General features: G+C 43.0%; 18 protein-coding genes. 9 read left to right on the forward strand and 9 right to left on the reverse strand.

The features are described from left to right. Positions 1-76 precede the first annotated feature (76 nt). From BLT53_RS18155 to BLT53_RS18165, 3 genes are all read left to right on the forward strand, one after another. On the forward strand, positions 77-829 hold the full coding sequence (locus BLT53_RS18155; RefSeq protein ID WP_090237198.1) for an SDR family NAD(P)-dependent oxidoreductase: 753 nt from the start codon (positions 77-79) through the stop codon (positions 827-829). Between the two features lie 160 nt (positions 830-989). Beyond that, positions 990-1,439 carry a hypothetical protein gene (locus BLT53_RS18160; protein ID WP_090237199.1) on the forward strand — a complete coding sequence of 150 codons (450 nt, stop codon included), beginning with the start codon at positions 990-992 and terminating at the stop codon, positions 1,437-1,439. Next, positions 1,427-1,723, forward strand: a complete 297-nt coding sequence (locus BLT53_RS18165) for a YxcD family protein (RefSeq protein WP_090237201.1) — start codon at positions 1,427-1,429, stop codon at positions 1,721-1,723. The genes BLT53_RS18160 and BLT53_RS18165 overlap by 13 nt, the downstream gene beginning before the upstream one ends. Before the next feature lie 15 nt (positions 1,724-1,738). Here BLT53_RS18165 and BLT53_RS18170 read toward each other — a convergent pair whose 3' ends face one another. Then, positions 1,739-2,236 (reverse strand): PaaI family thioesterase, encoded by a 498-nt coding sequence (locus tag BLT53_RS18170; protein ID WP_090237202.1) that lies wholly within the window; start codon positions 2,234-2,236, stop codon positions 1,739-1,741. Between the two features lie 222 nt (positions 2,237-2,458). On the opposite strand from BLT53_RS18170, the gene BLT53_RS18175 reads away from it, so the two are divergent. The 4 genes from BLT53_RS18175 to BLT53_RS18190 are packed head-to-tail and all read left to right on the forward strand — an operon-like array spanning position 2,459 to position 5,181. Further along, the gene (locus tag BLT53_RS18175) at positions 2,459-2,845 is read left to right on the forward strand and encodes a GntR family transcriptional regulator (RefSeq protein ID WP_211516927.1); all 387 of its coding nucleotides are present in this window, start codon (positions 2,459-2,461) and stop codon (positions 2,843-2,845) included. Beyond that, positions 2,842-3,741, forward strand: a complete 900-nt coding sequence (locus BLT53_RS18180; RefSeq protein ID WP_090237205.1) for an ABC transporter ATP-binding protein — start codon at positions 2,842-2,844, stop codon at positions 3,739-3,741. The genes BLT53_RS18175 and BLT53_RS18180 overlap by 4 nt, the downstream gene beginning before the upstream one ends. After that, positions 3,728-4,474, forward strand: coding sequence for a hypothetical protein (locus tag BLT53_RS18185; RefSeq protein WP_090237207.1), 747 nt, complete (start codon positions 3,728-3,730; stop codon positions 4,472-4,474). The genes BLT53_RS18180 and BLT53_RS18185 overlap by 14 nt, the downstream gene beginning before the upstream one ends. Continuing rightward, on the forward strand, positions 4,471-5,181 hold the full coding sequence (locus BLT53_RS18190; protein WP_090237208.1) for a hypothetical protein: 711 nt from the start codon (positions 4,471-4,473) through the stop codon (positions 5,179-5,181). The genes BLT53_RS18185 and BLT53_RS18190 overlap by 4 nt, the downstream gene beginning before the upstream one ends. Before the next feature lie 45 nt (positions 5,182-5,226). Here BLT53_RS18190 and BLT53_RS18195 read toward each other — a convergent pair whose 3' ends face one another. Continuing rightward, complete coding sequence (locus BLT53_RS18195; RefSeq protein WP_090237210.1) at positions 5,227-6,192, reverse strand: helix-turn-helix transcriptional regulator; 966 nt, start codon at positions 6,190-6,192, stop codon at positions 5,227-5,229. Between the two features lie 389 nt (positions 6,193-6,581). Here BLT53_RS18195 and BLT53_RS18205 point away from each other — a divergent pair, with 389 nt between their 5' ends. Next, entirely contained in the window at positions 6,582-7,187 is a 606-nt protein-coding gene (locus BLT53_RS18205) for a methyltransferase domain-containing protein (protein ID WP_090237212.1), read from the forward strand. A gap of 40 nt (positions 7,188-7,227) precedes the next feature. Here BLT53_RS18205 and BLT53_RS18210 read toward each other — a convergent pair whose 3' ends face one another. After that, positions 7,228-8,730, reverse strand: a complete 1,503-nt coding sequence (locus BLT53_RS18210) for an NCS1 family nucleobase:cation symporter-1 (protein ID WP_090237213.1) — start codon at positions 8,728-8,730, stop codon at positions 7,228-7,230. Between the two features lie 201 nt (positions 8,731-8,931). On the opposite strand from BLT53_RS18210, the gene BLT53_RS18215 reads away from it, so the two are divergent. Beyond that, a complete protein-coding gene (locus tag BLT53_RS18215) occupies positions 8,932-10,017 on the forward strand; it encodes a threonine aldolase family protein (protein ID WP_244520499.1) in 1,086 nt (361 codons plus the stop codon). 47 nt (positions 10,018-10,064) lie between these two features. Here the strand turns inward: BLT53_RS18215 and BLT53_RS18220 are convergent, their stop codons facing one another. The 6 genes from BLT53_RS18220 to BLT53_RS18245 all read right to left on the reverse strand — a co-directional run bounded on the left by BLT53_RS18220 (position 10,065) and on the right by BLT53_RS18245 (position 12,946). Next, entirely contained in the window at positions 10,065-10,220 is a 156-nt protein-coding gene (locus BLT53_RS18220) for a DUF1540 domain-containing protein (RefSeq protein WP_074440614.1), read from the reverse strand. A gap of 231 nt (positions 10,221-10,451) precedes the next feature. Next, on the reverse strand, positions 10,452-11,276 hold the full coding sequence (locus BLT53_RS18225; protein ID WP_090237214.1) for a YhfC family intramembrane metalloprotease: 825 nt from the start codon (positions 11,274-11,276) through the stop codon (positions 10,452-10,454). Between the two features lie 16 nt (positions 11,277-11,292). Further along, positions 11,293-11,679: a thiol-disulfide oxidoreductase DCC family protein gene (locus BLT53_RS18230; RefSeq protein WP_170834421.1), complete on the reverse strand. Its 387-nt coding sequence runs from the start codon at positions 11,677-11,679 to the stop codon at positions 11,293-11,295. A gap of 1 nt (position 11,680) precedes the next feature. Next, the gene (locus BLT53_RS18235; protein WP_061974669.1) at positions 11,681-11,965 is read right to left on the reverse strand and encodes a DUF3784 domain-containing protein; all 285 of its coding nucleotides are present in this window, start codon (positions 11,963-11,965) and stop codon (positions 11,681-11,683) included. 29 nt (positions 11,966-11,994) lie between these two features. Beyond that, on the reverse strand, positions 11,995-12,600 hold the full coding sequence (locus BLT53_RS18240; protein WP_090237217.1) for a DUF3784 domain-containing protein: 606 nt from the start codon (positions 12,598-12,600) through the stop codon (positions 11,995-11,997). Continuing rightward, complete coding sequence (locus BLT53_RS18245; RefSeq protein WP_090237219.1) at positions 12,593-12,946, reverse strand: PadR family transcriptional regulator; 354 nt, start codon at positions 12,944-12,946, stop codon at positions 12,593-12,595. Before BLT53_RS18245 ends, BLT53_RS18240 begins: the two co-directional genes overlap by 8 nt. Positions 12,947-12,996 lie beyond the last annotated feature (50 nt).

A 12,996-nucleotide genomic window follows, 5' to 3' on the forward strand; every position in this document is an offset into this window, starting at 1 on the left:
AGGTTTAAAACCATGAAAAAAACCTCTTCTAGATAGTATAGTTAAATGGATCACATTTTAGAATGGAGGACATACCATGGAACCATTAAAGGATAAGGTAGCCATTGTTACGGGAAGCAGCCGGGGGATAGGTGCAGCAACTGCCGTCATGCTTGCGGAAGCAGGCGCCGATGTAGTGATTAACTACTACAGCTCGGAAAAAGAGGCGCAGGAGGTCCTGGCTAAGGTAGAGGCGCTGGGGCGAAAAGGAAAGATCATCCAGGCGGATGTCAGAAATCCGGAAGAGGTGAGACGGTTGGTAGAAGAAACCGTTGAAACATTTGGAAAGGTCGATGTATTGGTCAACAATGCCAATATTTCGTTTGCCATGAAGCGGTTTACGGAAATATCATGGGAGGAGTTCTCCTACAAGTTAAACAATGAATTGAGCTCTGCTTTTCATATTTGTCAGCAGGTGGTGCCGCATATGGAGAAACAGGGCGGAGGGAAAATCATACTGGTCTCAAGCGGTCTGTCTCGCACCCCGTCAGAAGGCTTCATTGCACATGGCTCGGCAAAAGCCGCCATCTCCACTTTTGCAAAATATTTGGCTCAGGAATTAGGTCCGAAAAACATCACCACCAATGTAGTTTCGCCAGGCTTAATCCTGACAGATGCAACAAAAGATCAGCCGGAGGCCATGCATGAGATGCTCCGCAGTATCACTCCGCTTCAGCGGCTTGGCCGCCCTGAGGATGTAGCGGGAGCCATCCTGAGCATAGCGGCAAACTGGAACACCCATGTCAACGGTGCCTATATCCCGGTGAACGGCGGAGTGGATATGTCGTAAAAAAATTAAAGGCCAGGTTATCCATAACTGATAACCTGGCTTTATCCTTGTAGAAAAGAAATTTTAAAATTTTGGATTAAAATGAAACTTTTTGTTATCCTTACCGTATATGATAGAGGACAAGTTTTTAAACTATAAAATGGAAGAGGGAATATAGAACATGTTAAAAAAGATTATCGCGGCTACCTTGGTCATGACGTTTGTATTTATGCCTGTAAAAGACATTGTTTTTCATGATCATGCCCAGACTGTAAGTGCGAAAGGTTATCGTTCGGGGGTAAAATCGTTCAATTCGAATAAAGGAAGCGGAAATTCAATTTTCCAAAACAAAAGTACCCAAAACAAACAGCAAAACAGCATTTTCAGCAAAAATAAAAGCACAGCTGCAAAATCCCAAAAAGGCGGATTCTTAAAAGGCATGATGTTCGGTGGTATTGCCGGTATGCTGTTTGGAGGATTACTTGGCAATATGGGTGGACTTGGTTCGTTGCTTGGCCTCTTTATTAACGTGATTGCCATTCTGGTCATTATTTCTCTGATCACCCGCATCTTCTCAAACATAAAAAACAGCCGTCGAAAGCGTGAGGAGTCTAATGGATGGAAACGATAATGCTCTCTGAGCAGGACATCATCAACGCCCTTTGTCTGCACATGGCCAATAAAAAGGAAGTAGCGCCAGAGGACGTTGAGGTAGAACTGCTTTTTGATGATGATTATGGGTTTTCAGCGGAAGCGTATGTCGGAGGCAGAAAACAAGTGCTGATTGAAGCCAACATGATTGAAGCACTTCGCTTTTATCTGGATACACAGATGAATATTGATCCGATTTCAGCCGGACTGGAATTGGTGCTGGATGACGAGAAAGGCATTGTTGCCAACGTCCGAACCCGATAAATAAAACCACCACCCTTATGAAGGGTTGGTGGTTTTCGTTTGTTTCAGGAAGGAGTCGGGCATTACGACTGCCATCACTTCTCCTTTTACACAAAGAGTATCGCCGGCAAATACCTCAGTATGGACCTTCCACTTTTTTGGATGAACTTCTTCAAGTGTCCCCACAGCTTTCAAAGGAATGCCATGAGGAGTTGGTTTCATAAAGTCTACCTTCAGCGAGGCTGTCACAAACCGTGGCGGTTCATGGCCATCACCAGGTTCATGGCCATTTTTCCGGTGCAGGGCGAGCGAAGCAGATCCTGTTCCATGGCAATCAATTAATGAAGCAATCAGTCCCCCATACACAAACCCGGGAACAGCGGTATGTTCCGGCTGTGGTTTATAGATCGTCTCGGTCTTATTCCCATGCCATCTTGTTTTCAATTGATGGCCCTTATCATTTAGTTTTCCGCACCCATAACACCACGAATAATCATCGGGATACACATCCTGTACTGCCGTTTTTTCTGTCATCTGTGGTCACTCACTTTCTGTCACTTTGTCAGTATCCCTTTCCACAAAAACGATGGAAAACCTTTATTATATGATTTAAAAAATAACAGAAGTCGATGTGAAATAATATGCAGCCGATTTCCGAGGCTGTTTTTTTATAGAAAAAGCAATTGACATGATTTGGTATTTCATAGTACATTACAGGAGTAATGCACTAAGGTTGCATGGTGGAGGTAATGATTTTTGATAGTAAACCCAAACAGTATGACACCCATCTATATTCAGATTGCTGAGTGGCTGGAAACCCAAATCCTGAACGAAGCCATTCATAGCGATGAAAAGATCTATTCTCAGTACCAGCTGGCGGAGATGTACAATATTAATCCGGCAACCGCAGCTAAGGGCTTGAACCTTTTGGCTGATCAAAATGTTCTTTACAAAAAACGGGGGTTGGGGATGTTTGTTTCAAAAGACGCACGGCATATAATCCTGAATAAACGAAAAAACGAAAAGCTTCAATCCATGGTGAAGGATGTAACAAAAGAAGCGGTACAGCTTGGGGTAGGGGTCGAGGAGCTCATCGTTATGATCCGGAAGATGCACAGCGAGGCAAAGGGGGGAAACCAATGAATGTTGTGGAGTTTACGAATGTTTCAAAGAAATATGGCAAAAGCAATGCCGTTTCAAAACTCTCTTTTACTCTGGCTGAAAACAAGATTACCGGCTTAATCGGCAGAAACGGGGCGGGAAAAACCACTCTTTTGAAAATGATGGCAGGGTATGTGAAGCCAAGTTCAGGGAACATCACGGTTTTTTCAAAAGATCCTTTTGATAATTTACAAGTATCGGCGAACCGGATATTTATCGACCATCAAATGAGCTTTTCACCTCTGCTTACCTTAAAGGAACTGCTTATAACCGCCGGCCGTTTTTACGCAAATTGGGACTCAGAGCTGGCATGGCGTTTGTTTGACTACTTTTCATTAAATCCGGATCAAAATCATGCTCAGTTGTCCAAAGGAATGAAAAGCACGTTCAACATGATTATCGGTCTTGCCGCACACTGTCCATTGACGATCTTTGATGAACCGACCTCAGGAATGGACGCTGCTGTTCGGAAAGACTTTTACCGTGCACTATTGAAAGACTACCTTAATCATCCGCGAACCATTATTCTTTCCAGTCACCTTGTCTCCGAGATTGAAGATTTGCTGGAAGATATTCTGCTGATCAACGACGGGGAAAAGTACCTCCATCTTTCTGTTGAGGAATTGAGAGAATATGCAGTGGGAGTGAGCGGAAACGCATCAGCGATTAAGGAACTGGCTCAGCAGCATTCCCTCATTCATCAAAAAGACATGGGAAGCGGCCGGATGTACGCCGTCATGAAAACAGAAGGTGCTGCAAAACAGGCACTGGACCAGACCAGGAAACTCGGGCTGGAGCTTACTCCAGTAGCTGTTGATGACCTTTGCATGCATGTAACGAGTAAGTCACAAGGGGGAATAGACAGTGTATTTAACTGAGGTATCCACGTGGGACATGGTGAAAAAACTGTACCGCTATAAGCTGAATTCCTATTTTGGCGTTTTCACCTCTTTAGTCATTATTCAAATACTTTCAATCCTATTTTCACTGAATGGCACAGGTTCAAGCGGAGGCAGCTCGGATACCTTTGAATATAATATGAATATCTATTCAGGTACTTTAATTTTGGCGTTTATGATGGGATGGGCTTTTTTGGTTGCCACACTGATAACAACGAAAGCCTATCGCTACGATGATTCTTCGTTTGTGTCCAACCGGACGGCCAGCCACTTTTCCAACATTCTTTTCTTGTTTTCTGCGAGTATTATAGCAGGAATAACAGTCTACTTTTCGTACCATCTTTTCCTGAGCGTCGTCAGCCTGTTTATGAAGGTAAGGGTTGTGCAGGCAGATACGCTGACACCCATTCAGCTTGCTCAAGGGATTACAGCATCGGTTCTCTATATTTTTCTTTTTACCAGTTTGGGTTACTTAACGGGAATGTTGGTACAGGTGCAGAAATTCTTTGTGTTTGTCCTTCCTGCCCTGTTCATAGGTGCGCTTATCATTGACGGTAATCTTTCGGATGAACCGAGACTGCTGATTTCATTGGGAAGTTTTTATGGATTGGAAACGTCGTTTATAGTATTTGTATTTAAAACATTGCTTACAACTGGTGCTTTGTATGGTGTGTCCATACTTGTTTCACGCCGGGTTGAGGTGAGGCCATGATTTTGCTGTCTCTCCTTCCGCTGCTCATTCTCGCAGGCATATTTGCATTCATCATTTGGGGATATCGGGCATTATCTTTTAAAAATCCCGGCAGGAAACTGGCTAAATGGCTGATTGTTGGCTATGCGGTTATTTTGGTGGCCGGTACTGTTTATTCATATAGCGAGGCATCCACAAAGCAGGTTATCGGAAAAACAGTGAGCAGGCATGAAGTGAAAAAACAGGATAAAGCCCAAATAAGGCTCTTTGACCGGGCGCGGGAAAAAGGGGTACTCCAAATTAATAATGACATTCTTTTCAAAAAAAGTGAAAAGTCGTTTCCGTTTAAAGGAAAACAGCTGACGGTCTCTATCCCGGATTCATACAATCTTTTTGTTGACAGGGATCCTGGATTCCAAGGTGAAGTGGTCGTGACTCATTACATGAGCAGAACCTTTATCGGCAATATGGATGTGACAGAGAAAAGAAAGGAGGCTTCGATAGCATTAAAAAATTCGGTACTAGATGTTACCTTTAATAAAACCAAATTGCATCTGGCAGCGTACTCCGAAGGTTTTGTGTTTCATCAGTTTAATGGAGGAAAAAGAGAGTCGGTATGGGAAGGCGATGATCCAGTGTTTGGTGATGATTTTATCCTTTTGAAGGTTCCCCAAGGCATAAAGGTAACGAGTGAGGATCAGCTAGTTACCAATGTCACGGTGGAATAGGAATGAAAAACGCTTGGAAGCAGATTCCAAGCATTTTTTCATATTTTATGAATCATTTTCCAGCATTTCGACCAAAGACTTTGCGCTTGTATAAATAATGTCCTTTAGACGTTTTGGTGATACGATTCTGATTTGACGGCCAAAACCCAAAATATACTGAGCGGCTTCTTCTTCGGTATCAAAGCAAAAGGAAGCGGGAATCCATCCGTTTGGAAGCGGGTCCTCTATTTGTATTTGTTGAACGAAGCGACCGGTAAACCTGATCCGTGAAAGAATGGAGGAGGAAAGCTCTGCCTCTACTTGGTAAGCAGGCAGGGATTGAATGAATTGCTGTGATGATTGTTCCCAAACCGCGGCGAGGTTAAAGTCTGCCGGCCGTTCAAATGTTTGTTCCGTGAGTTGGGCAGAAAGGATCCTGGACGCACGGTAGGTTCGAATATCCTGGTCGACGCCTGCGATGAAATACCACGTACTGCTTTTGGCAACCAAACCGAGAGGAGATACCGTCCGTTCCCGCCGTTCACCATCCGCCCGTTCATAGTGGATGTGAAGCTTTTTATTCTGCCAAAGCGATTCTTTCAAAATGGTAAAGGCGGTAACCTTCTCAGGTGATTGCCGCCATGAACTTGTGTCGATATGGATCCGGTCCCAGACATCCTGGGCTTTTCCGTGAGAAGAGGCGGGAAGCGAAGCGAGCAGTTTCTCACGGGCTGCAAACCAGTCTTCACTGATTCCCAAATCTTTCAACAGTTGGACGGAAGGAAGAAGAAATAACGATTTGATTTCTTCTCCCTTTAACCCTGTCAGATTGGTTTTATAAGATTCGAGCAGCCGCCAGCCGCCCGATGTTCCTCGATCAGCGATCACCGGAAAACCGGCAGAACTTAGTGCATCCATGTCACGATGAATCGTCCGCGGGTTGACTTCAAGTTCATATGCGAGTTCCTTTGTGGTCAGTTTTCCCCTGTTTTGCAGCAATAATAGTATGGAAATCAGACGGTCAGCGCGCATTGGTTATCCTCTTTTCACTTATAATAAATATGACAAGAGATGTCATTATTATTTAATAGTATACTCGTTTTGAACAGGAAATGGTGAAACGTGAAAGAGCCGACATGTCGATCATGGGAAAGCACCTTCATAAAGTTTGTCATGGTTGAAGTGATGGTTTATATTGTTCTTGGAGCCGCCATGGAAGTTTTCATCGGAGACCCCTTTCTAATCAGCCTGATCCTTGCCATTGCAGCTAATATATACTGGGAGACCTTATCCTGTTTAAGACGTTTGGCAATTCAGTGGCACAGTAAGTGACTTTGTTCCGCTTTTTTTGAGAAGTCAATTCTCCCTCTTCAACAGGAGCCGGAGGTTTTTCTATGTACAGAAACAGATAGGAGCATCAGATGAACGAACACGATTATGATCAATTGCTGAATATTATGACCACCGGTGAGCAAAAAGTGTATAGCGTCACTTCTCACTATCACCGATACGAGCCTACCCCTTATGAAGCGCTGGAAGGTTTATTTTTAGAATACCACTTGAAGCAGGGGGACCAGGTGGTGGACTTTGGCTGCGGAAAGGGAAGAATCAGTTTTTACATCAACCATTTCTATCAGAATGCGGTGACTGGTGTAGAGATAAATGAAGAATTCTATAAGGATGCGCTGAGGAATCTGGATGCTTATTTGAAAAAACACCAAAAGAGCAGAGATCGTGTCCAATTCCATTGCGGTCTGGCACAAGAATATCCCATCCACCCGAAGGATAACCGCTTCTACTTCTTTAACCCGTTTACGATGCCGATCTTCATGAAGGTTATCAACAATATTTTGCTGTCAGTGGAATGCTTTCCGCGTGAGGTGGAACTAATCTTATATTATGCGACAGAAGAGTATACTTATTTTTTGGACGACCAGACGGCCTTTGAATTGAAGGAGGAAGTAAGGTTGCCAGAGCTTTATGACAGCAATCCGTACGAGAAGTTCTTGATCTACAGATTAAAATGAAAACAGGACCTGTCCAGGTGGACACGTCCTGTTTTTTCTTTTACTTTGCAAGGCGCTCCATGGGGTCGGGAGCCTGAATTTGGGTAATGGCTTCGTATTCTCCGGGGCTCAGTACGCTTTGATCGTTCTTCATTAAATAGGCGTAAGCGAACATGGAAATAAAAAGGCCAAATGTCCAGGCGTTATCCCATAGGAATCGAAGACCCGGAACGAGAAGTCCGAGAACAGGCACGGCTACCCCAATAATGAGCGCATATACGCCATTTTTATTAAATCCAGAGGAATAATTGTACCTTCCGGCTGGTTCATACAGTTCTTTCAGGGCCATTTTTCTCCGTCGGACGAGCCAATAGTCGGCAATGGCGATTCCATCAATGGGGCCGAGCAGGGCGGCATATGTACCCAGCCAGCCAAAAATGTAATTTCCGAAATTGGACATGATGAACCACGGCTGCATGAGAATGGCGAACACTCCGGTTATCAGAGCACCGATGCCAAAGGTAATGCGTTTCGGATACAAGTTCTCAATGGCACGGGCGGGCGCAACTATGTTTGCACCAACATTGATGGTAAGAGAAGCCATGGCGATTATGATAGTTCCTAAAAAGATGATGAACGGCGGGAACTTGGCAAGCAATTGAACAGGATCCCAAATGGCTGTACCAAAAATAACAACAGTTGCTGAAGTAACGGCGATGCCGATAAAGGAGAAAATGCTCATGGTGAGGGGAAGAGAGAAGCTTTGGGCGATCATTTGTGACCTCTGGCTTTTCGCATAGCGGCAAAAGTCAGGAATATTTAAGGCCAATGTAGCCCAGAAGGCGATGACTCCGGTCAATGTAGGGAAAAATACTTTAAGGAACTCACCGGTTGTTGTGAACTTGGACGGTGTGGACAAAATAGGTCCCCAGCCGGCGTTGGTAAATGCCCAGATCATAAGAATTAAAGCCGATATCCCGACCACGGGTGCCGCTATTAAACTCAGAACCTTAATCGCCTGAGGTCCTTTATAGGCGACACCCACGTTTAAAGCCCAAAATAAAGCAAAGATAATAGCCGTGTGCCCGGCCAGGCTTTTCCAGGCAGGGAAGGAAGCAGATAACAGAACATCAATAGCAGTCGTACCGATCCATGTGTTGATTCCAAACCAGCCAGCGGCAACAACAGCTCGGGCCATGGAAGGAATATGAGCCCCCTTTGATCCAAACCACAACCGGGCGAATACTGGATACGGAATGCCGAATTTGGTGCCGGCATGAGAGTTTAATAGAATCGGAATAAGTACGATCACGTTACCAAGAAAAATGGTTCCAATCGCCTGCCACCAGTTCATACCGAGCGAAATCATTCCGCTGGCCATGGTGTAGGCGGGAATACAAAGGCACATCCCAATCCACAGCGTTGCAAAGTTTAACCCAGTCCAGGTATGTTCCTTTTCCGTTGTGGGGCGCAGGTCATCATTCCATAATTCACTGTCACTTACACTCTTGGTTGCATCATCAGACAGGGTTACAATACCATTTTGCTCAATTTGAGTTTTCATAGCGTACCTCCCTTTTTATGGCGAACCAAATCAACTGCATAAACCTTCGTTTAAAAAAACGCAGCGTGCAGTCCTGAATCTCCCCTTTCCGCAAATAGTTTCAAACTTCGTTAAAATTTCGCCATATGTACAATGAAAACCTTCTTAAGTAAAATGAAAGAAGGGAAGAAAATCTAACCGGTCAAGGGGAGGATTCATTCAGTGGAAGATCTTTTTATAAAAGCTTTTAAGCAGGCAGACTATCATGTGAACGGCCATGGGCCAAGACACCTTCAAGTGCTGAAGGATGCCATTGAGGATTTGGTTGGTGAAACGGAAAGCGATATGTATGGCAAGGGAAGAGTAATTGAAGATTTTCAGGAAAAGATGGCGGGCGTGCTGGGGAAGGAAGCGGCGGTGTTTTTTCCGAGCGGGACGATGGCTCAGCAGATTGCTCTGAGGATTTGGTGTGATGAAAAAGGGCTGAAGACAGTAGCTTATCATCCGTTATGTCACCTGGAGATTCATGAAGAAGACGGGCTGAAGGAATTGCATCATATCAAGCCTATTTTGCTGGCAGATGAGAACAGGGTAATCACCCTGGATGATGTGGTAAATATAAAAGAAGAGGTTGCCTGTATACTGATTGAGTTGCCGCAGCGTGAAATCGGTGGTCAGCTGCCGGACTACCGTATGCTGGAGGAAATCTCGGAGTATTGCAGGGAAAAGGGAATCCTGCTGCATCTTGATGGAGCTCGGCTGTTTGAAGTGCTTCCCTATTATAAAAAATCAGCACAGGAAGTTTGCGCTTTATTTGATTCCGTATATATCTCGGTATATAAAGGGATTGGTGGAATTGCCGGGGCGGTTTTGGCGGGAAGTGTGGAGTTTACTGAGAAATCAAAGGTATGGAAACGCCGGCACGGCGGGGATTTGATCAGTCTTTACCCCTACATTTTGAGTGCGGATTACTACTTCGATCAGCATGTACATAAAATGGATCAATATTATGAAGAAGCAAAAGAACTTGCTGAGCTGTACAACAGGTGTGCTGGAATTACCACCCTTCCGAAGGTGCCAGTTTCCAATATGTTTCATGTCCACATGGAGGCCCGTAAGGAAGATATGGAAGCCATATTTGCACAGCTTTATAAGGAAACGGGGATCGGCCTCACCGGGCATGTCAGAGAAAATGGTGACAACGGCAGCCGGTTTGAAGTAAGTCTCGGTGATCTGTACAGCAGAGTGCCCAAGAACAGGCTGAAAGAAGTTTTTGCTAAACTGGACGAAAAAATGAAATCAAGATAAACATAAAAAAACGGCACTCAAGGGGAGTGCCGTTTTTTTATGTTCAACTATTCACGGTGTTCAAAGGTTTTACAAGCTGTTTCCGCCACGTTGTCGGCTTCTTCCCCGTGCATTCCAATGACATAAATAGAGTCTGCAACACACTGGTCACCTTCTGCCCAATACTTACAGTTTTCCACATTGCATAGAACTTCAAGTTTCATGAGTGCTTCCTCCTTTAATGGTTTTGTTACTCAATACCCTTAAATTTGGTGAGCTAATCATAGATAAAAAGGGAATTACCTACAAGAAGGGAATATAAAAGGGTAAGAGGATAACAGGACGGAAGGATCATGTTGAATGGAAGTGATGACAGCGTTCCTTTGTACCTGCGTACTCTTCTTGTTTTTTTGTTCCATGCTCGGTTTCGGCAGGAAGGGAAACTAGGAGATGAACTAATTTATCAAGTTACCCATTTCTGGTGACTCTTGTCTGTAATCCACTCTCTGATCAAACCAGGATTTGGATTTTTTAATAAAGACAATGGAAAGTAGGGCAATCACCAATAGCATACCTTCTGGAATCCAAACACTCCATTCCAAGCTTTTAGACAGGACTGCCACAAAGTCTATAGCAGCATGAATAAGTATGGCATATAAGAGGTAAAGGGGTTTTTTTGATTTTACCGCGTAAAGGACAATTATCGATAGGGCAATTTGTAACACGAATGCGGCGATGCGTTCAAACCCACCCAGTAGAAACATATAGGACGAGGTATTAACCAACTGGTCTTTTATTCCCATAAGAATATTGGGATCTTGCCCGGGGGCACCTGCCAGTCTTTCAAAACCACCTGAATTGATTAAATTCGCCATAAGAATGTTTTGGAAGGCGGCAAAGGCTCCGATTAAGATCGCTTCAATACCGCCATGGCCAATGCCGTATGCAATGCCATCTTTCCATTCGCGGTACTTTTTCAGTAAGAAGCAGAATCCGACGTAGCGGCCGAATTCCTCGAAAATTCCAGCGGCTAAACCGCCATAAAAGGCGTACAGGTATGAGTTTTTCATCAGTTCAGCCGCTTGGGTATTTGTATTTAATACATAGACATGTAAAAATTTTTCTAGCACCTGGCTGAATAGAATAAAAATCAATATTCCGATCAAGACAGGCTTCCATGGAGCCTGCTTCCTTCTAAAATAGATAAGGGTGATGACTGGAACGGCAATAGAAACAATGATCGCAAGTATCATAAATATAATGGATGTTTGGCTGACCATCAAAAACCCTCCTGCACTATTTTATTTGGCAAGAACTGTCACACTTATTAATGGGTACTATTGAACGATTATCAGCAATATACTGATAAATTTTTTGACCAAGGCCGAGCGAAGAGGAAAGTTTTAAAAATGGCCAAAGCGGAAAAAGCACAGGTATTCTTATTGCAATGGCTGTAAGGGCATCAATTCCCGACACTTGTTTACCTGTTGACTTTATAACCGCATACATTTTTTTCTCTAACTCTTCAAGAGGAACAGTGATCTTGTTCTCAATTCCATTTTCACGGATTCCTTCCATTTGAATAAGATTGCACCAATCCAGACGATTGATCCTTCGTTTAATATTCGTGCACATGGGGCACCAATTATCATAAAAAACAATAAGTTTTAAGTTTATAGCCATGCTATTCCACCATTTTTTCATTGACATATATAATCATGAGCACACCATATGCAATACTTACGCCAGGCAATATTTTTGCTTGATGAGGATAGTCAATAAATGCACTGAGCAAAATAAGAAGCCCTAATGGCAAAAACAAATAAAAACCTGTGATTTTAGCAAGTTTTTCCTTATTTCTCACTCTTTTTTCATTAAAACCTGAAAGAATCCAGGTTTGTTTTTTGACTCCTACAAGGAAAGCCACGACGAAAAAAATCAAGCTGATAATCAATAAATTTATGTTCATTTTTTTCCTCCCGAATAATAATGAATTAGCTAACGAACTAATTTTTTTTGTACATAAAAGAAGAAGCCAATCGATAAAAGAGCGATGAAAGATGCAAAGATAATGTTTTTATTGGGAACACTCACAAATTCCCCAATCAAAAATGACAATCCTAAAACGAAAAGATATACACTTCCTGATTGACTTACCTTTTCTCTGTTTTTAATGCCCCTGGGGTTTTTCCTGACCACGGCAAATCCCCAGATGGCTTTTTTAACAAGAACTAGGTAAGCATAGATAAATAACATAAGTGCAACCAGTAGTTCCTGGTGATTGGGAAAAATATAAATCCCCAGTGCTCCTACCAGAAGAGGGGGGAGCATCATGGAATTATTTTTTAGACGGTTAGCAGGAGCAGAGGATGGCGTACTATTAATAAAACCCTCTGCCAGCTCACCCATTGATACAAATTCTTCGCGGATTTTGTGTTCAATTTCCTTCTCTGATAAACCTTGCTTACTTAAATCATTGGCATAGGAATAGAGATGGTCTTTTATTTCAGCTACATAGTTTTCACGGTGAACATTTTGAATCTCAGTTAAATGAACATTTAATTCATCAATAAATGTTTCAATGGTTTCTTCAACCTTATTCATCAGTCACACCCTCTCCCAAAAGTGTAAGTGCATCGTATATCTCTTTATACTTTGCCATGCGCTCCGTTAAAAGCAATCTCCCTTCCTCCGTGATCTGATAATACTTTCTTCTTGGTCCTTCCATTGAGTCCACCCAGTAAAATTCAATCCAATTTTTTTCTGTCATTCGTTTTAAGATGGGATAAATGGCTCCCTCAGATATGAAAAATATAGGTGATTTTTTTAAAGCTGATGAAATCTCATAGCCATACATGGATCTACTGGAAACAAGTGAAAGAATAGCTAATTCAAACGTTCCTTTTCTTAACTGGATGATCCACTTATCCATATTTTTACTTGTCATCATACGTTTACTATATATGATTCATAGGTATGTATCAATGATACTTAGGTAGG

It is taken from the genome of Fictibacillus solisalsi, assembly GCF_900103485.1.
GTDB lineage: Bacteria > Bacillota > Bacilli > Bacillales > Fictibacillaceae > Fictibacillus_C > Fictibacillus_C solisalsi.